The sequence below is a fragment of the Alcaligenes faecalis genome, assembly GCF_005311025.1.
GTDB lineage: Bacteria > Pseudomonadota > Gammaproteobacteria > Burkholderiales > Burkholderiaceae_B > Alcaligenes > Alcaligenes phenolicus.
The window spans coordinates 1,971,109-1,992,427 of sequence record NZ_CP031747.1 but is presented as its reverse complement, the minus strand read 5'-3'; the positions used below and the strand labels follow the sequence as shown (position 1 = coordinate 1,992,427).

Sequence of the window (21,319 nt, the reverse complement as noted above, 5' to 3'; positions counted from 1 at the left end):
CAAGGCTTACCAGCCTAATAAGCAACGGCCCAAGGCTACCGCAACGGTGGCCTGCGTGGGCTCCACGACGGCAATGCCCAAAGCCTGTTCCAGCGCCTCGCGCTGATTGGCCATGCCAGCACAACCCAGCACCACCACATCAGCACCGTGCTCATCGCGCAGGCGCTGGCCGACTTCTGTCAGACGTTGCAGGGCTTTTTTCTCGTCAGCCAGCTCCGACACGCCCATATTGATAGCCAGGTCGGCGGCCAGGCGATCAGTCACCCCCATTGCACCAAAGTAGCGCAGGTGACGCGGGATAGAGGCCTGCAAAATGGACAGCACCCCAAAACGCTGGCCCAGTGACAAGGCAGTCAGCACGCCGGTTTCGGCAATGCCCAATACAGGCACATCCACTGCTTCGCGCAAGGTGTACAGGCCGGGGTCGCTAAAGCAGGCCACCACATAAGCAGCGGCGTCTTCTTTGACGCTCAGGGCCTGGGCGCGCAAGTGAGGGATCAGGGTGTCAATATCGGTCTGGCTTTGTACACCCGCCGGGCCTTGGGGCAGGCGCAGGCAGGAGATGGCCGGGCCATCGGCCAGACGCAGAGGCTGGACAGCACGGTCCAGGCCATCCGTTACGATCTGGCTGGAATTGGGGTTCAGAACGTAGATATGAGGGCGACGGTTCATGATGTTTTTATGTTTGGGTGGGCGGTAGCCCGTTTTGGTGGCTTAGTTTTTCTGACTGAAAGCGGCCTTGCAGGCCGACATACCAGTCAGAACCGTGCATGCGCCCAATAGGGTCGTAAGCGTCTATATCAATGCGCCCTTCAGGCGTCAGGATGGCGTCGTCGCAGTGCAAATGCAGGATTTCGCCAATGACGATATGGCGTAGCGGGCCCAGGTCCAGCGCGGTGTGCAAGCGGCATTCAAACTGCACTGGGCATTGGGCGATACGGGGCGGCTGCACTTGCACGCTGGGGGCCAGATCCAGGCCCGCCTGCAGGTGCTCGGCCTGACCGGTCGGGTAAGCAATGCCGCAGATGTTCATGGCGCGTGCCATCTTGGCGCTGATCAGGTTCACCACAAACTGGCCGGTGGCCAGGATATTGCGGGTGGTGTCTTTCAGACCATCGGCAGAGTGCGCATCGTTTTCCAGGCCCAGTGCCAGTACGGCAGGCTCCGAGCCCATTACATTGAAAAAACTGAACGGGGCCGTGTTCACGCGCCCCTGCTGGTCACAGGTCGTGACCAGGGCGATGGGGCGCGGCAACACAGTGTTGACCAACAAGCGGTAGCGTTCGCGTTCGCCAAGCTGATCACAGGACCAGTCCATGTCAGCTCTCCAGGCTCTGGTCCAACATGACAACGGTCTGATACAGAACCCGCGTACCGTCCAGAAGCTGCTCGGACGTAATGGATTCTTCAGGGCAATGGCTGCGACCATTCAGGCAGGGAATGAAGATCATGCCCATGGGGCCGCTGGGTGCCATGTAAACCGCATCATGACCGGCGCCGCTAGGCATGACCATGCTCGGGTATCCCAAAGCGCTGGCAGCCTGCCCGATGATGCTCATCACCTCGGGCGTGCAGTCCGTGGGCTTGGCCAGGCTGACTTGCGCCGCGTCCAGACCCAGGCCCATGGCCTCGATTTCCGGGCGCAACTGGGCCAGCAGTTCCTCAGTGAAGTTCTGCATCAGCTCCTGACGGTCGCTGCGTACTTCCACCATCATTTCTACGCGTCCGGGAACGGCATTGGAGGCGTTGGGTGTCAGGTTCAGGTTGCCAATGGTGGCGACCAGATAGTCTGGTCCCCCCAGAGCCCGGCGGGCCTTGCGGTCCACTTCACTGATGATCAGGCTGGCACCGACCAGGGCATCACGACGTATGTCCATGGGTGTGGTGCCTGCATGGTCCGGGCGACCTGTGATGATGATGCGGTGGCGGCAAATACCCACGATATTGCTGACCACGCCGATAGGCAGATTGCGCGATTCCAGTACCGGGCCTTGTTCGATATGCAACTCGACAAAGGCGGCGGTATCACCGGGCGCACGACGGGCCTGGGCCAGCTCCTGGGGGCGGCCACCGATGCGAGCAATGCCTTGCGCCAGCGTTTCGCCCTGAGGATTGCGTTCGGCCAGCATGGCGTCGGACAAGACCCCGCCCATGGCGCGACTGCCTACGCAGGACACGCCATAGTCGCTGGGCTCCTCAGACAGAAAATCCACCACTTCAAAAGGATGGTCCAGCTGGATGTTCTGCTCGTTCAGGCAACGGGCCACTTCCAGCCCGGCCAGCACGCCGATGATGCCGTCGTAGCGTCCGCCATACATCACGGTGTCGCAGTGCGAGCCAGTCGTAATCGGTGCCAGGCCGGGCTTGCGCCCTTCGCGGCGTCCGATCAGATTGCCTGCGGCGTCCATGCGTACGGTCAGGCCCGCTTCCTCGAACTGTTGTAGCAACCACTGACGCGATTGCAGAAACAGATCGGAGAAGGCGCGGCGTGTCCAGGGCTGGTCAGGCAGCGTGAACGCGGCCAGCTCCTGGGTGCTGCGCCACAGGCGCTCCTGATTCAACAAGGGCATGGCCAGACTCATGACAGTTCGCCTGCTTTGTGCGGACGGATGAACTGACCGTCGCCCGCCGCGTTACGCACGGTTTTGCCGTCCCAGGCCAGTTGGCCGCGCACATAGGTGGCTTCCACGCGAACCTGGAATTCACGGTCCTCGAAGGAGCTCCAGGTCACGGCGGACAGGCTGTTGGACGGATCAAAGCGATAGGTTTCGGGTTTGACGATCACGATGTCGGCGTCTGCGCCCACATTCAGCGAACCCTTGCGGTGTTCCAGCAGGAAGTGTTGGGCAGGGCCCCAGCACAATTGCTTGACGACCATAGTGGGGGAAATGCCGTGTTCGGCGCAGCCTGTCCAGAAGGCGGGCAGCAGCGTTTCCAGACCAGGACCACCAGAGGAGTTCTGGAACACATTGTCAAACTGCTTGCGCTCCAGGCCCCAGCTGACGTGGTCGGAGGACACGAAGGTACATTCGTCGTTGGCGATGTGGGTCCAGAGCAGATCCATTTCCGCCTTGGGGCGAATGGGAGGGTAGTGCTTGGTCTTGGCACCGAAGCGGCGGGTGTGTTCTTCGTGGTTCAGCATCAGGTACTGCACGCAGGTCTCGATGGACGCCTTGTGGCCTGCCTGACGGTACATATTGCAGATCTCAAAACCGCGCGACAGGGACACGTGCACAGCGTGGGCACGGGCACCGGTCTGGGCACCGATTTCATAAATGGCGCTGGTGGCCAGGTTTTCGATCAGCGGAGTATGAGCGCGCAGGAACGCGTCCCAACCCGTATCACCGGCTTCGACCATGCGCTTGATGTTCTTGCGTGTCAGTTCCTGGTCCTGGTTGTGCACACCGCAGGCCAGGCCGGAGGGGGCAATCAGGCGGAAGGCTTCCATCAGGATGTCTTCTTCCACGCGCGGAAAGCGGTTGGGGCTGGCTTCAAAGGTAGAGAATTTGAAACCGCAAACGCCGCCTTCAATCAGGCCAGCGGCTGCTTCCAGACCGTGCTGGTCGTTCAATGTGCCGTAGCAGGCCACGTCCACGTGGCAATCGCTTTCAATGCGGGCAATCTTGTCTTCCAGCTGCGGGCGGGAGGCAACGGGTTCGGGATCGTCGTAGGGCATTTCCACCATGGTGGTCACGCCACCGGCGGCCGCCGCACGCGAGGCCCAGCCCAGACCTTCCTGATTGGCCTGGCTGCCGGAATGCACCTGACCGTCCAGCACGCCGGGCATGACCCACATGCCACGCGCATCCACATGTTCACGGGCCGAAGGAGCCGCGCCAACACCGCGGGCTGCTACTCGGCCTTCACGCACGGCCACCCAGCCGTCTGTGATGATGCGGTCGCGTTCAACAATATTTCCTCGTACTACCAGATCAAAGTCGCTCATTATCTTCCTCCTTGGATGGCTCGGACCCGCGCATCTCGCGTGCCCGCAATCGTGTTCGTTTCCATGATTGAAGCAAATCCAGTCATGAATGTCGTATGCCTATTTATCGGTAAAACATAACGTCATGTTAAGTCTTGCTTAGAGTGCGCCCAGCGCTGTACGTGATAGCGGTCGTGGCCCAGGCACAGGCAGAACGAACCTACGGCTTTGGCCAGTTTTTCCGTGATGTGGCGCTTGTCGTAGGTATTGCGTGTGATGCGTTCCTGGGCCTGCTCCACTTGTTGGCGCAGGCGAGGCATATTCACTTGTGTTAACTGTCGGTCGCGCACGGCAAACTGGCCGTCGACCATGACATGGCGCAGCGCCAGCCCGTCTTCCAGATGCACCAGCTGATTGACCGTGTTGTTATGCGGAATCCAGTTGATATGAGCCAGATCCAGAAACACGATGTCGGCCTTGCGACCCGGTTCCAGACGTCCCAACTGCTCGCCCATGCCCAGGCAGCGGGCGCTGCCTTCGGTGGCGGCGTACAGCGCTTGTGCGGTTGTGACCCAGCGTTCTGTATCCGGGCCGCGCACCTTGGACGAGAAGGAGGCCAGACGCATGGCCTCGTACATATTCTGGTTATCGCCACTATTGGAGCCGTCCGTGCCCAGGCCCACGGTAATGCCGCGTTCCAGCATGGAGTTCACATCGGCAATCCCATTACCTAAACGCATATTGCTGCCGGGGTTGTGGGCCACCATGGCACCGCGTTCGGCCAGAATGTCCAGGTCGCGCTCGTCCAGCCAGATGGCGTGCGCCAGGGTGAAACGGGGCGAGATCAGGCCCAGCTTGTCCAGATGCTGAACAATGGTGGTGCCATAGCGTTTCATGCCGGTCAGGGCTTGCACATAGGACTCGCCAACGTGGCTGTGCAGGCCGATATTGCGCTCCGCGCTGATTTCACCGCAGGTTTGCAGGAACTCGTCCGAGCACAGCATGGGAATGGTCGGGGCCAAGGCCACGCGAATGCGGTCGGGGTTGCGCTGCTGATCTAGAAAGTCCGTCAGGCCCGAGAGCGTAGCCCGGAACGACTGGGGGGCCAGTTGGGCCACAAACCGTTGCAGCTCTTCCGGTAGGGCTTCGATCAGGCCGGGGACGGACTGGTAAAAGGACAGGTCCGCCATCATGGGCGCTACCGTGGCTCGCATACCGGCATCCACATAGGCCTGGGCAACCGCGTTCATGCCTTCCGCCGTCGGAACCGGGACTTCGGAGTACAGGTCGTAGCTGGCGGTACAGCCTTTGAGCAGCATTTCTGCCGCGTTCAACTGAGTGCTCAGGTATTTGTCTTCCAGATGGCGGTCGCCATTGATCCAGGGGCCAGCTGTCAATAAAAGCTCCAGCGACCAGCGATCCCCCATGGCCTTGGCGTAGGTGCCGTGGCCGTGGGTGTGGGCGTTGATCAGGCCGGGGTGCAGCAGTTGGTCATCCGCTTGCACCACCGTGGCTTCAGACGGCGCGGGCAGGCCGGGCGGGCCCATGGCTTCGATCTCGCCGTTCTTGATCAGAATGTCCAGAGGTTCGGCCTTGGCTTGGGCGTGGGCCAGCACCAGGCCCCCACGGATGACGGTATAACTTGATGTCATGATCAGCTCCGATTGTCCTTGATTGCCCAAGGGAACAGGATGCGTTCGGCGGCAGAAATTACCTGAAAGAACACAATGCCCAGCACGGACAAGATCGCCATGGCGCCAAAGGCAACCGGTGTCTTGAAGAAGGCCGTAGAGGTGGTGATCAAGTAGCCCAGACCTTGGTCAGCGGCTACAAATTCACCGACTACTGCACCCACCACGGATAAGGTGATGGCCACTTTCAGACCCGAGAAAATAAAGGGCACGGCAAAGGGCAGGCGAATGCGGAAAAACTCTTGCAAGCGGGTGGCGCGGCAGGCACGGACCAGCTCGATCAGCTCGGGTGGGGCCGCCAGCAGGCCGGAGGTCATGGAGATCACCAGCGGGAAGAAGGCCACCAGAAAAGTCACCACGACGCGTGGCAGCTCAGTGGGTCCAAAGATAATGACCAGAATCGGAGCCAGGGCCACCTTGGGGATGGACTGGGTCAGGATCAGCAGCGGGTAGATGGCCTGCTCGAAAAAGCGCGAGTAGGTAATCAGCACGGCCAGCGGAAAGCTGATCACAATCGACAGCAAAAAGCCCAGCATGATGGTGCGCGTGGACACCAGCGTGTGCATCAGCATGGCCTCTTTCATTTGCATGGAATCGGCCCAGATGCGCGAGGGGGCAGGCACCAGATATTCAGGGATATCAAACAGGCGGCTGGCCAGCTCCCACAGGATGACCACGGCAATCAGGGTGATGGCCGGGACGGTAATTTCATTGAAATCGCGCAGGCGCAGTCGTCGCTTGCGCACGGGCGCGGCGCCCAGGGTTTGAGTTTGCTCGCTCATCAAGCCACCTCGTGTTGGAAAATGAGTTCACGGACGGCAGCGGCACAGCGCGTAAATTCGGGCGTGCCCACCAGGGAAAAGTCGCGTTCGCGGGGCAGGTTCACGTCCAGAATTTCGGTAATCTGGCCGGGGCGCGGCGACATGACCACGATGCGGTGGCCCAGCATGACGGCTTCGGAAATTGAGTGCGTCACAAAGACAATTGTTTTGGGGTCTTCGTACCAAAGGCGCAGCAGCTCCAGCGTCATGGTTTCACGTGTCAGCGCGTCCAGGGCGCCGAAGGGTTCATCCATCAGCACGACTTTGGGGTTGTGGACCAGGGCGCGGCAAATGGCTACGCGTTGTTGCATCCCACCGGACAATTGCTTGGGGTGGTGGTGCAGAAAATTGCCCAGCCCGGCGGTAGTGAGCAGGCGCGTGGCGCGGCTGCGGGCCTGATCGTCCAGACGACCCATGATGCTCGATGGCAAGAGGGTGTTGTCCAGAATATTGGCCCACGGCACCAGCGTCGGGGCCTGGAACACGATGCCGGTGTCCTGGCGGGGGTGGGCAACGATTTCATCATCAATGCTGACGGTGCCGGTGGTGGGCATCAGCAAGCCGGCGATCAGGCGTAGCAGCGTGGATTTCCCACAGCCCGAAGCGCCGACAATGGCAATGATTTCGTTGTCCTGGATGTCCAGATTGATTTGTTTCAGCGCCTGAGTCTCTCGCTCGGTATTACGACCGTAGATCAGGTTGACGTCTTGAATGCGTATCACAATGCGCTCCTAGGCGCGCGCCGGCCCGCCTGGGCCAAGCCGGAGCACGCGCGAAAATCAGTTCAGCTCAGGGCTTGGCCGTGCCGTTGGCCTTGACGATGAACTGGGTGTCGTAGGCTTGGTGATAGTCCCAGGCGGGATCCAGGCTTTGGGCTTCTGCAACGGCCTCGTAGGTGTTTTTCATGCGGCCTTCTTCCAGGCTGCCTACTCCGTGCTCGGCACTGAAATCGGTGTAGATGTAGCCCAGCACCGCGTTCAGGTTGCCCATGCAGTCATCAAGGTCGATTTCCGGATTGGCCTTTACGTGGGCCTGACAAGCCGTGTCCGGGTCCTTGCGGGCGGCTTCCCAGGCTTCGATGGTGGCGTCCAGGAAGTTCTGCACCATTTGTGGACGCTCGGTCAGTGTCTTGTCGGTGGCGAATACGGACAGGGCGTAGATGTTGAAACCCTGATCGCTAAAGGGCAGCACCACGATTTCCTTGCCAAAACGCTTGGCCTGCTTGTTCTGGTAGTAGTAGTTGGTGGCCAGGAAAGGAGCGGCGTCCACTTTGCCGTTGATCAGCAGCGGTGCCATGGAGGAGCCGTCAACGGTCACCCACTGAATCTTGTCGGGATCGGTGTTGGCCTTGCGCGCCACCATGGGGAAGTAAAGCTTGTGGCTGTTACCGGGCGAGACGGCAATTTTCTTGCCTTCCAGGCCGGAGAAATCGGTAATGCCCGAGTCTTTGCGCACAAACAGGGAATGGGCCGAGTGCGAGAAGGTGGAAGCAATGGCCTTGATGGGAGTCTGGCTGTTCTGACGCGAGGTCAGAATGGCGGAAATATCGGCCAAGCCAATATCGGCCGCGCCGCCAGCCACTTTCAGAACTGTGTCACCCGAACCGGTGCCACGGGTAATCTTCAGGTTAATGCCGTGTTTTTCGTAAATCCCGTTGGCAATGCCCGAGTAATACGGGGCATAGTCGCCGGTGGGGATGAAGTCCAGCATGAGATGAACGTTGTCAGCGGCGTGGGCGGCGGGCGCAGCGGCGGCCATTCCCAAGCCCAGCACCGCCAGGGTGCGAGCAAGCAGGGTTTGCATGATTTTGTCTCCGTGTCGTAGTTATGAAGCCGCTCTGTAAGCCCGTTGCGATCAAGGCGCGCCGGGATGGCAGCTTGAAAAAATTGAAACATAGGCAAATCAAAATGTCTTATGCTTATTTGTGCTCGAAACATAAGGCTACGTTAAGGGATGCTGCTCAATCTTCGTCAAATCGAGGTTTTTCGCGCGATCATGCTGACCGGTTCCATCAGCAAGGCGGCGCAATTGCTGAACGTGTCGCAACCGGCCATCAGCCGCCTGCTGTCCTATACCGAATCGCGTATTGGTCTGGTGCTGTTCGAGCGCATCAAGGGGCGTCTGTACCCCACGCCCGAGGCGCGTCGGCTCTATCAGGAGGTGGAGCAGGTTCATAACAGCGTGCAGCGGGTAAACGAGGTGGCCACCGACCTGATCGAAAAGCGCCACGGCAGCTTGCACATTGCCGTCAGCCCCAGTCTGGGCCAGACCTTGATCCCCATGGCGGTGACGCGTTTTCGCCAGGCCTTTCCAGATGTGAAGGTGTACGTACGCACGCTGATCTCCAGTGATCTGGTGCAGGCTTTGGTCACGCAACAGGCGGAAGTGGGTGTCGCGATTGTGCCGCTGACACATCCCAGCTTGCATGCCCAATCCATTTACGAAAACCATCTGGTGGCGGTGTTGCCAGCCAGCCATCCGCTGGCCGACAAGCAGGAGCTGGACGCCAGCGATCTGGAAGGGCTGGACCTGATTGGTTATGGCAATGACACTCCTTATGGCCAGATGGTGCAGCAGTTATTTGGTAACCGTCCGGGTGTGCCGCAACTGGCGGTAGAAGTGCGTTTGACGCATATTGCCTGTGCCATGGTGCAGGCTGGAGCCGGGATTGCAATTGTGGACGAGCTGGCCGTGGCAGGCCGGGTCTGGCCGGATGTGGTGGTACGCCCCATTAATCCGCGCACCACCATGCCTTTGCACATGCTGCATTCCAATGTGGTGCCGGTGTCGCAATTGGCGCACGACTTCATGGAAGTGGTGATTTCCACAGCCTCCCGAGGCATGCGGGCAGGCTGGGCCTGAGTGATTCATCCATAAATACATCGTCCCCCCACGCGCTTTTGCTTGGCGGCCTCTCCAGGGGGGGACTTACCCTTATCAAGGGCGACTGTCGGGAAATGTGCGTGTTCGCGTATTGCGCCGCGTATAAGGGGTACGGGTATTTGCTTAACCCTGTGTTATGAAGGGTTAATAAAAAAGCATATGACATCAAGGTTTTGCCAATCCTAGAATTAAAGCACTACAAACAGAAAATGGATGGCAAGGAGACCTTATGCAAGGCGTATACACAATCGCCCCGTTGGCTGCGGCTGTATCCCGCAAAAACACCCTGTCCCGCTGGGGACGTGTCAGCAGCAAAGCTGGCTTGATGCTGGCCACATTGGCTGCCGGCGTGGCCTTGAGCCTGCCCGCTCATGCGGTCAACCCCAATCAGGGCAAGATGTTCAAGGTGGCTGCAGACGTGGGCCTGGTTCCGTTTTTCATGCGCGGCACCGATGGCAAGCTGGATGGCTTTTCCAATGATCTGACCCAGGAAGTGGCCCGACGCATGGGTTACGAGGGGGCGGAGGTCATCGACACCCCGTTTTCCGCTATTTTTGCGGGCTTGTTTTCCAGTCGTTACGACATGGTGGCGGCTCCCACCAACACCACACGTGAACGTGCGGAGCAAATGCTGTTTGCCGAGCCGTATATGGCGGGCGGCCTGAGCTTTCTGGCTAAAAAGGGCGCGACCGTCAATGCGCTGGAAGACCTGAAAGGCAAGACCATTGCCGTCAATAACGGCAGCTTCTCGGACCGTTGGTTGCAGGACAACCAGGAAAAATACGGCTACAAGATCCAGCGCTTCAACAAGAACACGGATGCTGTGCAGGCCGTAGCTATTGGTCGCGCCTTTGCCAATATGTCCGAGACTCCTTTGGCACGCTATATCGCCACCCAGACCCCCGCACTGGCCCCGGTCTACGACATGACCACCGAGGCTAACTATGCCTTTGCCTTCCGCAAGGACGACACGGCCCTGCGTAATCGCGTGGATGAAGTGCTGGAATGCATGAAGCAGGACGGCTCCCTGTCCAAGCTGCATGTGAAGTGGTTCGGTACGGAACCCAATGCTGGTACGGCCATGACGGTGATTTTCCCCGGCTATGGCGTGCCCGACTTCCCTGGCTACGAGCCCACCGAGCACACCCCCGACTGCTCCCGTCCTTAAAAGCGCCTTCGCGCTGTTTCTCTAGCTATATGGCCCTGCAGGGGCCGGTCCCCGCCTGCCCGACTGGCAGGCGGTCAAGGAGCGACCATGAGTGAAATTGTCCGCATCCAGGGCTTGCGCAAATCGTTTGGGCAGGCCGAAATTCTTAAAGGCATAGACCTGAGCGTCAACACCGGCGAAGTTGTCGTGATGATTGGCGGCTCGGGCTCGGGCAAAAGTACCTGTCTGCGCTGCATCAACCGTCTGGAAACCCCGACCAGCGGCACGATTGTGGTGGCTGGCAGTGATGTGACCTGTCCGCGCACCGACCTGAACCAGGTGCGCCAGAACATAGGCATGGTGTTTCAGGGCATACACCTGTACCCGCATATGACGGCGCTAGGCAATGTGATGCTGGCGCTGCGCAAGGTGAAAAAAGTGCCCAAGGCGCAGGCCGAAGAGCAGGCCCGCCATCATCTGGAACAGGTGGGTCTGGCCCAGCGTATCGAACACTATCCCAGCCAGTTGTCCGGCGGCCAGCAGCAGCGGGTGGGCATTGCCCGCGCGCTGGCGCTGGAGCCCAAAGTCATGCTGTTTGACGAGCCTACCTCGGGTCTGGACCCGGAGCTGGTCGGTGAAGTGCTGAACGTGATGAAACGCACCCGCGATGCGGGCATGACCATGGTGATTGTTACGCACGAAATGCAGTTTGCCCGCGAAGTAGGGGACCGCATTGTGTTCATGGACCAGGGCGTGATTCTGGACCAGGGCAGTCCCGATGAAATTCTGTGTAAGCCGCGTCACAAGCGTATTCAGGATTTTCTGAGCCGCATGAACTGAGGCCGGCCATGGATCAGATAATTTATTACTTCTTTAACTGGACGCTGATCAGCCCCTATTTGCCCGAGATCATGCAGGGCTTTTGGGTCACGCTGCAAATGGCCGTGATGACCGTGGTTCTGGGCACTGTCCTGGGCCTGGGTCTGGCCGTGTTGCGTTGCTACGGCTGGCGTCCCGTCAATATCTTGATGACCTTGTATGTGGACGTGTTCCGTGCGATTCCGCAGCTGGTCATTATTGTGCTGGTGTTCTTCGCTTTGCCGTCTCTGGGGATTGTGATTGAACCCGTTCCCGCCACCGTTCTGGCCTTGAGCCTGGTGCTGTCTGCCTTTGCTGAAGAAATCTTCTGGTCTGGCATTGCTGCGGTGCCCACGGGTCAGTGGGAAGCGGGCCGCTCCACCGGCATGGGTTTCAGTCAGACGCTGTTTGCCATCATCCTGCCGCAAGCCGTGCGCCTGGCGATTCCACCACTGACCAATCGCGCTATCGGGATTACCAAAGGCACCACCTTGGGTTCGGTGATTGCCGTGCCTGAGCTGCTTAATGTGTCCAGCAATATCCAGTCCAACATTGCCAACCCCACCGCCTTTACGGCCGGGGCCATTTTGTTCTGCCTGATTTTCTTCCCCTTCGTTCATCTGACGAGGGTGCTGGAACGGCGCTATGCGATCAAGTCGTAGGAGTGACGCGCTATGGAACTGATCGATACTTTTCTGAACCCGAAGATTCTTGCCGCCAGTTGGCCCTTGCTGCTTCAGGGCTTGTGGCTGACCGTCAAGCTCTCGGTGATCATCGTGCCGCTGGCAGCCTTGCTGGGTCTGGTGATTGCCTGCCTGCATTATCAGCAGCATCGCTGGCTGAACAGGCTGATCCTGCTGTACGTGGATTTCTTCCGTGCCTTCCCACCTTTGGTGCTGCTGATCTTCATTTACTACGGTCTGCCGTTCCTGGGCCTGCCCTTGAATGAGTTTTCCGCCACGGTGCTGGCGCTGGTTTTGAACAGCAGTGGTTACTTCGCGGAGATTTTCCGTGCCGGGTTGGAGTCGGTGTCCCCCGGACAGAACGAGGCGGCGCGCTCCACGGGTTTGAACGCCCGTCAGGCCATGGCCTATGTGGTTGTGCCCCAAGGTGTGCGCAATGTAATTCCGGATCTGGCCAGTAACACGCTGGAAGCCATCAAGCAGACCTCGATTGCTTCGGCCGTGGCCTTGCCTGAACTGCTGCGTTCGGCCCAGATCGTGCAGGGCGAGACCTATAGCCAGACGCCTCTGGTGGCCGCTGCGCTGATTTACTTCATTCTTCTCTGGCCCTTGGTACGCATGATTTCGCGTATGCAAAAGCCATTTGTTATTCCACGTTGAGCCTAAGCGTAATTATGAAAAATAAAGGTGTCTTTTCCATTTGCCCCACTCCCTTCAAACCGGGTGGTGAGTTGGATTTGCAAAGCCTGGTCAGTCTGGTGAATTTCCAGCTGGAAGCCGGTATTCACGGCTTGGCGATTTTGGGAGTGATGGGTGAACTGCACAAGCTCAGTACCTTTGAGCGTCGGCGTGTCATTGAAACCGTCGTGGCGGCAGTGCGCGGTGCGGTGCCGGTCTGGGTGGGGGTGCGGGCCATGGGAACGGCAGCGGCGGTGGAGCAGGCTCGCAGCGCTGAAGATCTGGGGGCCGATGCGATTTTTGTCGCTCCCTTGGCGGGGGCGGATGACGATATGCAGGTGTCCTTTTACCGCCAGATTGTGCAGGCTATTCGTTTGCCGGTGGTCATTCACGACTTCCCGGAACTGTTCGCCGCCCGCATCAGTCCGGCCTTGGCTGTGCGTTTGAAGGCAGAGGCGGGTGTGTCCATTCTGAATTCCGAAGACCCTCCCGTCGGACAGAAGATTACCGCTGTGCGGGGTCTGTCGGGTGATGCCTTGCCGATCTTGAGTGGCTTGGGTGGCATGCATTTTCTGGAAGAGCTGCAACGGGGGGCCGATGGCGTGGTCACCGGCTTCTCCTTCCCGGAGATTCTGCTCAAGGTCTATGCCTTGCACCGTCAGGGCGAACAGGAGGAAGCCGCCCGTGTGTTTGACCGTTATTGCTCGCTGATCCGTTACGAGTTTCAGCCTTTGGTGGCGCTGGCCCTGCGCAAGTATTCCTATATGCGCCGTGGCATCATCGCCTGCGATGCGACGCGTGATCCGGCGACGGCTCTGGACCATATCAGCCGGGACGAGTTTGAGGCTGTGGTGCGCCGTGTGGGTCTGGACTTGTCTGCCAAGGGTGTGCAAACCGTTTAAACCTTGCTGTTCTTGAGTAACTGCTGCATTTGTTGGATTTGCCGGGTAAATAACGTCTGGGGGGGCCCCGGCGTTATTTACCCGGTTTTTTTGCTTGCGCTTCTTCTTCTTTTTTCTTTGGCCCTTGTAGAGCGGAGCTGTGTCCGAAGCAGGAGGCTGGCGAGATAAGGAAATAAGAAGCGTAAACGAGGCTGCATGTTTAGATCGTGTCTCGTGAAAACGCCGGTCTGGGCCGGGGGCCGTCCTCCGGGCTTGGCTCCTTGCCGGTGCTGCGCACCGGTGCCCTGGTCAGGCTTGCTATTCGGGCGCGCCCTGAACTCGCGAAAGTGCCTTGTCCCCCGGACAAGGCACAAGCATTTCGCTCAAACAGCAGGGCGCTTGTACCCCGAATAGCAAGCCTGCCTGCGGCAAGAAGCCTGAATCGCCCAGAGGACGGCCCCCGGCCCAGACCGGCTCACAATGACTATCAATATGAGCCCTTCCTCCTTTTGGAGTCTGGCGGTATGTGGCTCTTTGGGTTGCTGTCGCGGTGTGAGGGACTTGAGGAGGGAGAGGTTTGCGTGTGGATCGTCGCTCTCAATAGTTAGCGGTGGGTGTGGGGGGACGCAAAAATAGGAGCCAAGCACTAACTATTGAGTGCCAGGCACTTCATGGGAGCATGAACCTTGCTCAGGATATCCCGCTCAACACAATGTTGTGCGTAATCGGGAGCTTGTCATGCGTCTTTGACGCCAGAGCCAATGCGCTTGTCACGGTGATTGTTGTTGTCTCAGTCTCTTGTTCTTTTAGGTTTTCTTGCTCACTCAGGCGCTTTTATAGGCGCATAAGGAGTTGGTACAAGGACGAGAGGTGCTGCGGCCAGGCGGCTTTGGGTTGAAAAGCCTTTGACCAGGAGCTGGCCTCTAGCCTGCCTGGGTGTTGCCAGAGTTTTTGAAGTGGCTGGAGCCGCGCAGTATGATCAGACATTCTGCCCTTGGATCGGGATTGCCATGTTTGCCTATGTCGGGCTGCGTACTGCCTGCTTTGATACGCCTTTAGGGGCGATGCGTCTGCTGGTGGACGCTCAAGGAGCCTTGCTGCGTCTGGACTTCGAGGAAGAGACCGTACATGGTCTGACACCCGAGCAACTGGCCGGGCTGATCCCGGAATCTGCTTTGGCCGAGCCCGTGCAGACTCAACTGGACGCGTATTTTGCCGGCAAGCTGCAGCAGTTTGATCTGCCTTTCAGCCTGCAAGGGACAGAGTTTCAGCAACAGGTCTGGCAGGCCTTGCTGACTATTCCCTATGGTCAGACCTGGACCTATGGCCAGATGGCCGAACATCTGGGCCGTCCCAAGGCGGTCCGTGCTGTGGGCCAGGCCTGCGGCCTCAATCCCATCAGCATTATCGTGCCGTGTCACCGCGTGCAAGGCGCCAATGGCATGTTGACCGGCTTTAGCTCCGGCTTGCATCGCAAGGCCAGCCTGCTGGACTTTGAACGCCGTGTGCATTTGACGGGCACGGGCGACATCCAGGCCAGTATGCCCGCCCAGCTGGATTTGTTCTAAAGCAGGACAGGGCTCACTCCGTACCCAAATCAACAAGCCTCCGTGCACAGAATAACAAGTCCCGGCTTGTCCTCGTCCCTATACTGGATTCGTTAAGAATCAACTATTCCGTGTGGAGACAGACTATGGGGCAGGACGTACAAGCCGAGCGCAAGGCGATTCGCGAACACATGATTATTGACGGCAAACCCGTCACTGAATCTCAAGGGCCCACGATTCCCGTCTACGATCCCGCAACGGGACAAGTGATTGCGCACCAGCCCGAGGCCGGTGCTCAAGGCGTGGATCTGGCCGTGCGTGCTGCGCGCCAGGCTCTGGAGCAGGGCGAATGGGCTCAGATGTTGCCCGCTCAGCGCGAGCGCCTCTTGTTGCGTTTGGCTGATTTGATTGAATCCCACGCGGATGAGCTGGCTCGTCTGGAAACCCTGAACAACGGCAAGCTGCTGTTCTTCTCCTACGGCCTGGAAGTGGCGGCCAGCGCACAATGGCTGCGCTACATGGCTGGCTGGGCCACCAAGATGAATGGCGAATTGCTCTCGCCTTCCATCGGCTTTCCTCCCGGCGTGAAATACCACGCTTACACCCGCCAGGAACCGGTTGGTGTGGTGGGCGCTATCGTGCCCTGGAACTTCCCGTTGCTGATGGCGGTGTGGAAGATTGCGCCTGCCATGGCCGCCGGTTGTACCGTGGTTCTGAAGCCTGCTGAAGAGACACCGCTGACTGCCATTCGTCTGGCCGAGCTGGCTCTGGAAGCTGGTTTCCCCGCCGGTGTGATCAACGTGATCACGGGTCGTGGCGAAAGCACAGGTGCGGCTTTGACGGCTCACCCTGGCGTGAACAAGATCTCCTTTACCGGCTCCACGGAAGTGGGCAAGTTGATCGGTCATCAGGCCGTCAATGACATGAAGCGCATGTCTCTGGAGCTGGGCGGCAAATCCCCCGTGGTCATCATGGACGATTGCGATGTGGACATGGCCATTCAAGGTGCGGCCAACGCCATCTTCTTTAACCAGGGCCAGGTATGTACTGCCGGCTCGCGTCTGTTCGTGCAAAAAGGCATTTACGAGCGCGTGGTGCAGGGCGTAGCCGATCTGGCTTCTTCCATGACGCTGGGATCGGGCTTTGAGCAGTCCACCCAGATTGCTCCGCTGATTTCCGCCCGTCATCAGCAGCGCGTGCAGAACTATATCGATGTGGGTCGCCAGCAAGGCGGTCGCATGTTGGCAGGTGAGGGTGCTCGCCCCGAGCAGGGCTACTTTGTACGCCCCACCGTGTTTGCCGATGTGGCTCCTGATGCTCGCATCATGCGTGAAGAAATCTTTGGTCCCGTGGTGGTCGCGACCCCGTTTGATACCGAGGCGCAGGCACTGCAGTTGGCCAACGATACAGACTTTGGCCTGGGTGCCAGCGTCTGGAGTCAGGATCTGGCCCGCGTCCAGCGTTTGACTGCTGGCATCAAGGCCGGAACTGTGTGGGTCAACACCCACAACATGCTGGACCCCAGCATGCCCTTTGGTGGCTACAAGCAGTCCGGCCTGGGTCGGGAGCACGGGCGCGCTGCGGTAGAGGCTTACCTGGAGACCAAATCGGTCTGCATGGCTTACCCGGCAGCCTAGCTAGGGATAAAGGCGCGAACACAATAACGATACCGTTCGCGCCTCTTTGAGGAGACAACAATAATGTATGCAATTTTGCAGCGGACCGCTCTGGCCTTGGCCTTGAGCGGCGTCAGTGCCGGTGCCGCCCTTGCGGGCGACCCCAGTGCGCGGGACTGGATTCCTGCTCCGGTAGGGACCAACATCCTGGCGGTCTACATGATGGGCCTGAAGTCTCACGGTTTTTATGATCAGGGTTCACGAATTGGCGATAGCCCCAAGCTGAATGTGCAAGGCATGATTTACCGCCAGATGCACTTTCGCGAACTGGCCGGCAAGACGGTGCAGTACGAGCTGATCGTGCCCGGTTTTCGCAACACGCTGGATGTTCCAGGACAAGACCGCGATCGCATGACCGGTATTGGTGATGTGACCGCCGGTGCCGCCGTGTGGCTGCACAACGATCCGGAAAACCGTTTCTGGTTTGCGTGGGAGCCCTTCATTACCTTGCCCACTGGTCGTTACCACGGCTCGCAGGCTGATGTGTCCTCCGGCAAGAATCGCTGGAGCACGATCCAGGACTTTGCGATTGTGAAAGGCTTTGGGGAGTCCTCCTTTGTGGAAGGCGTGGCGGAGTTCGAGTTCTTTGGCAACAACAAGAACTACTACGGCCAGACCCTGAAAAAAGACACCGCTATCCGTCTGATGGCTCTGGTCTCGACCAACCTGACTGAAAAGACCTACGTGGGTATGCGTTACCGCTACGAGACGGGTGGGCGTGAACGGGTCAATGGACAAACTACGGTGACCCGTGCGCGCAACCATCAACTGGCCGCCGAGATCACCCACCAGTTGACTGACGCTCACCAGGTGCAATTGCAGTACATCCATGATTTGAAAGTCGAGAATGGCCCGCGCATGCGCGGCCTGCAATTCCGTTATGCCTATGCGTTCTGACAGCGTGGACGCCCATGAGGAGAGACATCCAATGAAGTCTAAATTTAAATTAACGACCGCCGCCGCCATGTTGGGGCTGATGGTACTGGCCGGTGGCGCGCAGGCCCAGGACAAGCCGCGCGAAGTCCTGACAGGTGGTCACAGTGTGTCTGCCCCGCAGGAAAACCGTATCTATGTCATGGACTCGGTGTTCATGCACCTGACCGAAAGCCGTGTGCATGTTTATGACTACACCAACGGCAAGTTCCTAGGCATGGTACCCACCGCCTTCAACGGCCACGTGCAGGTGTCCAACGACGGCAAGAAAATCTACACCATGACCACCTATCACGAGCGCATTACGCGTGGAAAGCGCTCGGATGTGGTGGAAGTGTGGGATGCCGACAAGCTGACCTTCGAGAAGGAAATTTCCCTGCCACCCAAGCGTGTGCAAGGTCTGAACTATGACGGTCTGTTCCGTCAGACGACGGACGGCAAGTTCATCGTGCTGCAAAACGCCTCGCCAGCGACCTCGATCGGGATCGTGGACGTGGCCAAGGGTGATTATGTGGAAGACGTCACAGCTGCCGCCGGTTGCTGGAGCGTAATCCCCCAGCCCAACCGCCCACGCAGCTTCATGACTATTTGTGGCGATGGTGGCCTGTTGACCATCAATCTGGGCGAGGATGGCAAAGTTGCCAGCCAGTCGCGCAGCAAGCAGATGTTCTCCGTGAAGGATGATCCGATCTTTATCGCTCCTGCCCTGGACAAGGACAAGGCTCACTTCGTGTCCTACTACGGCAATGTCTACAGTGCTGATTTCAGCGGTGACGAGGTCAAGGTAGATGGCCCCTGGTCCTTGCTGAACGACCAGGACAAGGCCAAGAACTGGGTGCCCGGTGGCTACAACCTGGTGGGTCTGCATCGCGCCAGCGGTCGCATGTATGTGTTCATGCATCCCGATGGCAAAGAGGGCACTCACAAGTTCCCCGCAGCCGAGATCTGGGTCATGGACACCAAGACCAAGCAGCGTGTAGCCCGCATTCCAGGGCGTGATGCCTTGTCCATGACCATTGATCAGCAACGCAATCTGATGCTGACCCTGGACGGTGGCAATGTGAACGTCTATGACATCAGCCAGCCTGAACCCAAGTTGCTGCGCACCATTGAAGGCGCCGCAGAAGCATCCTTGCAAGTTCAGTTCCACCCAGTTGGGGGTGTCTGATATGGACCCGGTCCTGACCTACGCCAGCCTGGCTTGCTTGGCCGTGCTGATGGGACTGGGGGCGCTGGATAAACTGCGTCACTTCAGCCTGTTCGAGGCAGCCGTTGGCGGTTATCGATTGTTGCCGGAAGTGTTGTTACGACCGTTCAGTGTGCTGTTTGTCGCTGCCGAGGCCTTGAGTGCGCCTTTGCTGCTGTGGCCAGCCAGCCGTTCGCTGGGGGCGGTTCTGGCCCTGTGCGTCCTGCTGGTCGCCACCAGTGGCATTGTGATGAACCTGCTGCGTGGCCGCCGCGATGTGGATTGCGGCTGCTCCGGGCTGGGGGAATCCTCCGGTGGTCTGTCCTGGTGGCTGGTGGCTCGCAATGCCTTGCTGGCTGCGCTGGCCGTGGCCAGCGGTGACTGGGCCATCAGCAGCGCCCGTGAACTGGTCTGGGTGGACGGTTTGACCTTCTTTGGTGCCACCTTGGCCTTGCTGGGCCTGTACTATGCGGCCAACCAACTGATCGAATCCCATCTGAAATTCCAGAAAATGCAGAATTCTTAGGAGACCTAAATGACCGCTTTAATGATTTCCAACGTCATTTTATGGGTAATCGTACTGGCCCTGGTGCTGGTTGTACTTGCCCTGTCGCGCCAGATTGGCGTGTTGTATGAACGGGTTGCCCCCATGGGCGCCCTGACTATGGATAAAGGCCCGCAGGTGGGTGATGCCGCTCCCGTCATGGAATTGCAGGACTTGCGCGGTCGTGCCGTTACCGTGGGCGTGGCTGGCCCGCGTAGCCAGTTGATTTTCTTCATGTCGCCTACCTGCCCGGTGTGCAAGAAGCTCTTGCCGATTCTGAAGTCCATTCAGGGCTCGGAAGGTCAGTGGGTAGATATTGTGCTGGCCAGTGATGGCGAGATGCCCGAGCATCTGGCTTTCTACCAGAAAGCACAACTGGACGCCTTCCCTTACGTCCTGTCCACACAGCTGGGCATGGGCTTTCAGATCAGCAAACTGCCTTACGCCGTCCTGATCGACGAGAACGGTGTGGTGCGCGGCAAGGGTCTGGTCAATTCGCGTGAACAGCTGGAAAGCCTGTTTACCGCCAAAGACCTGGGCGTGGCCTCGGCGCAAGAATACTTGGCCGGTGACTCGGGCATGAAGCAAGTGCAGGTATCACGAAAGGAGAACGTCAATGCGTTGGCTGGATAAATTTGGGGAGAACCTCTCCCGTTCTGTGGCCCACAAGACTTCGCGTCGCAGCGTGCTGCGCTCGGTGGGCAAATTAATGGTCGGTTCGGCCTTTGTGTTGCCTGTATTGCCGGTGGCTCGCGCCGCCGGTGGTGGTGGCAGCAGCAGTGGTGCCGATCACATCAGTCTGAATCCCGATCTGGCGAATGAAGACGAAGTGAACTCCTGCGACTACTGGCGTCATTGTGCGGTGGACGGGTTCCTGTGCTCTTGCTGCGGTGGCACGACCACCACCTGCCCTCCGGGCTCGACGCCTTCGCCCATCTCGTGGATTGGCACTTGCCACAACCCGCATGATGGCAAGGACTACCTGATCAGCTACCACGACTGCTGCGGCAAGACCGCTTGCGGCCGCTGCCAGTGCAACACGCAGACCCGTGAGCGTCCTGGTTACGAGTTCTTCCTGCACAATGACGTGAACTGGTGCATGGCGAACGAGAACAGCACCTTCCATTGCACGACATCGGTACTGGTTGGCTTGGCTAAAAACTAAAAAAGGGCCCGTCGGGCTGCCAGTCATGCGGGAAGAACGGTCCTTGGGACGCCAGTTCTTTCCTGCATAGGCAGCCCCAGGGTTTGAACAAGGTGCCGGGCGGCCAGGATGGCGTTCGGTCACTTAAGGAGGCATCACTGTGTGGACATCTTTGCGCCTGGCCTGTTTGGGCGCCGTACTCCTGGCGTTTACGCCTTGGGCCCATGCCCAAGAAGAGATGGCCGGAACGGGCGATTACCTGCAAAGTTCGCAGGCTTTCAAAGACTATATGCTGCAATGCGCAGGTTGCCATCGCTACGATGGCCAGGGCCTGACGCATCGGGGCATCCCCAATTTCAACCAGTCCATTGGCTTGTTTACACGCCTGCCAGCTGGACGGGACTATATGATTCGAGTGCCCGGTGCCTCGCAGTCGCAACTGGATAATGCCGATCTGGCTCGTGTGCTGAACTGGATTGTGGCCAAGTTCAGCCCGGAAGAAATGACACCCGATTACCGACCCTTTACCTCGGCCGAGGTAGGGGCATCGCGCCGGCATCGTTTTGATGATGTACTCAAGGCGCGTACGGAGCTAACCGTCAAGATGAACAGTATGGGTCTGGAGCCTGCGCCCTACCTGTACGGCTCCATGGATCGCTGATACAGCGGGTTAACGACCGTAGACGCTTGAATTTTTTAGGGCTATAAGAAAGGGGGCATAT

General features: G+C 58.8%; 22 protein-coding genes. 14 read left to right on the top strand and 8 right to left on the bottom strand.

The features are described from left to right. Nucleotides 1-6: 6 nt before the first annotated feature. The 8 genes from D0C27_RS09095 to D0C27_RS09060 form a co-directional block, all read right to left on the bottom strand. Nucleotides 7-672 carry an aspartate/glutamate racemase family protein gene (locus D0C27_RS09095; RefSeq protein ID WP_009462753.1) on the bottom strand — a complete coding sequence of 222 codons (666 nt, stop codon included), beginning with the start codon at nt 670-672 and terminating at the stop codon, nt 7-9. 7 nt (nt 673-679) lie between these two features. Continuing rightward, nucleotides 680-1,318, bottom strand: a complete 639-nt coding sequence (locus D0C27_RS09090) for a flavin reductase family protein (RefSeq protein ID WP_060186140.1) — start codon at nt 1,316-1,318, stop codon at nt 680-682. A 1-nt stretch (nt 1,319) separates the two neighbouring features. After that, on the bottom strand, nt 1,320-2,582 hold the full coding sequence (locus tag D0C27_RS09085) for a Zn-dependent hydrolase (RefSeq protein WP_137430812.1): 1,263 nt from the start codon (nt 2,580-2,582) through the stop codon (nt 1,320-1,322). Further along, nucleotides 2,579-3,946 carry a dihydroorotase gene (locus D0C27_RS09080; RefSeq protein ID WP_083054313.1) on the bottom strand — a complete coding sequence of 456 codons (1,368 nt, stop codon included), beginning with the start codon at nt 3,944-3,946 and terminating at the stop codon, nt 2,579-2,581. The genes D0C27_RS09085 and D0C27_RS09080 overlap by 4 nt, the downstream gene beginning before the upstream one ends. A 122-nt stretch (nt 3,947-4,068) precedes the next feature. After that, nucleotides 4,069-5,577, bottom strand: coding sequence for an amidohydrolase family protein (locus D0C27_RS09075; RefSeq protein WP_137430811.1), 1,509 nt, complete (start codon nt 5,575-5,577; stop codon nt 4,069-4,071). A 2-nt stretch (nt 5,578-5,579) separates the two neighbouring features. After that, nucleotides 5,580-6,398, bottom strand: coding sequence for an ABC transporter permease (locus tag D0C27_RS09070; protein ID WP_021447064.1), 819 nt, complete (start codon nt 6,396-6,398; stop codon nt 5,580-5,582). Next, nucleotides 6,398-7,159, bottom strand: coding sequence for an ABC transporter ATP-binding protein (locus D0C27_RS09065; RefSeq protein ID WP_009462739.1), 762 nt, complete (start codon nt 7,157-7,159; stop codon nt 6,398-6,400). The genes D0C27_RS09070 and D0C27_RS09065 overlap by 1 nt, the downstream gene beginning before the upstream one ends. 67 nt (nt 7,160-7,226) lie before the next feature. After that, nucleotides 7,227-8,240 (bottom strand): ABC transporter substrate-binding protein, encoded by a 1,014-nt coding sequence (locus tag D0C27_RS09060; protein ID WP_137430810.1) that lies wholly within the window; start codon nt 8,238-8,240, stop codon nt 7,227-7,229. 150 nt (nt 8,241-8,390) lie between these two features. Between D0C27_RS09060 and D0C27_RS09055 the strand changes: the two genes are divergently transcribed. From D0C27_RS09055 to D0C27_RS08990, 14 genes are all read left to right on the top strand, one after another. Beyond that, on the top strand, nt 8,391-9,299 hold the full coding sequence (locus D0C27_RS09055) for a LysR substrate-binding domain-containing protein (protein ID WP_009462734.1): 909 nt from the start codon (nt 8,391-8,393) through the stop codon (nt 9,297-9,299). Nucleotides 9,300-9,549: 250 nt separating this feature from the next. Next, nucleotides 9,550-10,488 (top strand): substrate-binding periplasmic protein, encoded by a 939-nt coding sequence (locus D0C27_RS09050; RefSeq protein WP_026484057.1) that lies wholly within the window; start codon nt 9,550-9,552, stop codon nt 10,486-10,488. 87 nt (nt 10,489-10,575) lie between these two features. Beyond that, complete coding sequence (locus tag D0C27_RS09045; RefSeq protein ID WP_009462730.1) at nt 10,576-11,307, top strand: amino acid ABC transporter ATP-binding protein; 732 nt, start codon at nt 10,576-10,578, stop codon at nt 11,305-11,307. A gap of 8 nt (nt 11,308-11,315) precedes the next feature. Further along, nucleotides 11,316-11,987 carry an amino acid ABC transporter permease gene (locus D0C27_RS09040; RefSeq protein WP_060186146.1) on the top strand — a complete coding sequence of 224 codons (672 nt, stop codon included), beginning with the start codon at nt 11,316-11,318 and terminating at the stop codon, nt 11,985-11,987. Nucleotides 11,988-11,999: 12 nt separating this feature from the next. Then, nucleotides 12,000-12,668 (top strand): amino acid ABC transporter permease, encoded by a 669-nt coding sequence (locus D0C27_RS09035; RefSeq protein WP_009462726.1) that lies wholly within the window; start codon nt 12,000-12,002, stop codon nt 12,666-12,668. 14 nt (nt 12,669-12,682) lie between these two features. Next, the gene (locus D0C27_RS09030; RefSeq protein ID WP_137430809.1) at nt 12,683-13,588 is read left to right on the top strand and encodes a dihydrodipicolinate synthase family protein; all 906 of its coding nucleotides are present in this window, start codon (nt 12,683-12,685) and stop codon (nt 13,586-13,588) included. 989 nt (nt 13,589-14,577) lie between these two features. Next, complete coding sequence (locus D0C27_RS09025) at nt 14,578-15,135, top strand: methylated-DNA--[protein]-cysteine S-methyltransferase (RefSeq protein ID WP_137430808.1); 558 nt, start codon at nt 14,578-14,580, stop codon at nt 15,133-15,135. Between the two features lie 125 nt (nt 15,136-15,260). Further along, nucleotides 15,261-16,751 (top strand): aldehyde dehydrogenase family protein, encoded by a 1,491-nt coding sequence (locus D0C27_RS09020; RefSeq protein ID WP_021447061.1) that lies wholly within the window; start codon nt 15,261-15,263, stop codon nt 16,749-16,751. Nucleotides 16,752-16,814: 63 nt separating this feature from the next. Further along, entirely contained in the window at nt 16,815-17,687 is an 873-nt protein-coding gene (locus tag D0C27_RS09015) for a transporter (protein WP_115635289.1), read from the top strand. 31 nt (nt 17,688-17,718) lie between these two features. Beyond that, nucleotides 17,719-18,891 (top strand): amine dehydrogenase large subunit, encoded by a 1,173-nt coding sequence (locus tag D0C27_RS09010; RefSeq protein WP_083054306.1) that lies wholly within the window; start codon nt 17,719-17,721, stop codon nt 18,889-18,891. 1 nt (nt 18,892) lies between these two features. Beyond that, nucleotides 18,893-19,435 carry a MauE/DoxX family redox-associated membrane protein gene (locus tag D0C27_RS09005; protein ID WP_009462709.1) on the top strand — a complete coding sequence of 181 codons (543 nt, stop codon included), beginning with the start codon at nt 18,893-18,895 and terminating at the stop codon, nt 19,433-19,435. Nucleotides 19,436-19,444: 9 nt separating this feature from the next. Then, nucleotides 19,445-20,086 (top strand): methylamine dehydrogenase accessory protein MauD, encoded by a 642-nt coding sequence (mauD, locus tag D0C27_RS09000; protein ID WP_009462707.1) that lies wholly within the window; start codon nt 19,445-19,447, stop codon nt 20,084-20,086. Further along, nucleotides 20,070-20,618, top strand: coding sequence for a methylamine dehydrogenase light chain (locus D0C27_RS08995; RefSeq protein ID WP_137430807.1), 549 nt, complete (start codon nt 20,070-20,072; stop codon nt 20,616-20,618). Before mauD ends, D0C27_RS08995 begins: the two co-directional genes overlap by 17 nt. A gap of 139 nt (nt 20,619-20,757) precedes the next feature. Further along, nucleotides 20,758-21,258: a hypothetical protein gene (locus D0C27_RS08990; protein ID WP_021447058.1), complete on the top strand. Its 501-nt coding sequence runs from the start codon at nt 20,758-20,760 to the stop codon at nt 21,256-21,258. Nucleotides 21,259-21,319 lie beyond the last annotated feature (61 nt).

Bases quoted from the DNA above. Each gene is read 5' to 3' on its own strand.
- D0C27_RS09045 (WP_009462730.1), top strand. From the start codon at position 10,576: ATGAGTGAAATTGTCCGCATCCAGGGCTTGCGCAAATCGTTTGGGCAG.
- D0C27_RS09055 (WP_009462734.1), top strand. From the start codon at position 8,391: ATGCTGCTCAATCTTCGTCAAATCGAGGTTTTTCGCGCGATCATGCTG.
- D0C27_RS09020 (WP_021447061.1), top strand. From the start codon at position 15,261: ATGGGGCAGGACGTACAAGCCGAGCGCAAGGCGATTCGCGAACACATG.
- D0C27_RS09010 (WP_083054306.1), top strand. From the start codon at position 17,719: ATGAAGTCTAAATTTAAATTAACGACCGCCGCCGCCATGTTGGGGCTG.
- D0C27_RS08995 (WP_137430807.1), top strand. From the start codon at position 20,070: ATGCGTTGGCTGGATAAATTTGGGGAGAACCTCTCCCGTTCTGTGGCC.
- D0C27_RS09095 (WP_009462753.1), bottom strand. From the start codon at position 672: ATGAACCGTCGCCCTCATATCTACGTTCTGAACCCCAATTCCAGCCAG.
- D0C27_RS09080 (WP_083054313.1), bottom strand. From the start codon at position 3,946: ATGAGCGACTTTGATCTGGTAGTACGAGGAAATATTGTTGAACGCGAC.
- mauD (WP_009462707.1), top strand. From the start codon at position 19,445: ATGACCGCTTTAATGATTTCCAACGTCATTTTATGGGTAATCGTACTG.
- D0C27_RS09085 (WP_137430812.1), bottom strand. From the start codon at position 2,582: ATGAGTCTGGCCATGCCCTTGTTGAATCAGGAGCGCCTGTGGCGCAGC.
- D0C27_RS09035 (WP_009462726.1), top strand. From the start codon at position 12,000: ATGGAACTGATCGATACTTTTCTGAACCCGAAGATTCTTGCCGCCAGT.
- D0C27_RS09060 (WP_137430810.1), bottom strand. From the start codon at position 8,240: ATGCAAACCCTGCTTGCTCGCACCCTGGCGGTGCTGGGCTTGGGAATG.
- D0C27_RS09090 (WP_060186140.1), bottom strand. From the start codon at position 1,318: ATGGACTGGTCCTGTGATCAGCTTGGCGAACGCGAACGCTACCGCTTG.
- D0C27_RS09025 (WP_137430808.1), top strand. From the start codon at position 14,578: ATGTTTGCCTATGTCGGGCTGCGTACTGCCTGCTTTGATACGCCTTTA.
- D0C27_RS09005 (WP_009462709.1), top strand. From the start codon at position 18,893: ATGGACCCGGTCCTGACCTACGCCAGCCTGGCTTGCTTGGCCGTGCTG.
- D0C27_RS09050 (WP_026484057.1), top strand. From the start codon at position 9,550: ATGCAAGGCGTATACACAATCGCCCCGTTGGCTGCGGCTGTATCCCGC.
- D0C27_RS09040 (WP_060186146.1), top strand. From the start codon at position 11,316: ATGGATCAGATAATTTATTACTTCTTTAACTGGACGCTGATCAGCCCC.
- D0C27_RS09075 (WP_137430811.1), bottom strand. From the start codon at position 5,577: ATGACATCAAGTTATACCGTCATCCGTGGGGGCCTGGTGCTGGCCCAC.
- D0C27_RS09015 (WP_115635289.1), top strand. From the start codon at position 16,815: ATGTATGCAATTTTGCAGCGGACCGCTCTGGCCTTGGCCTTGAGCGGC.
- D0C27_RS09030 (WP_137430809.1), top strand. From the start codon at position 12,683: ATGAAAAATAAAGGTGTCTTTTCCATTTGCCCCACTCCCTTCAAACCG.
- D0C27_RS09070 (WP_021447064.1), bottom strand. From the start codon at position 6,398: ATGAGCGAGCAAACTCAAACCCTGGGCGCCGCGCCCGTGCGCAAGCGA.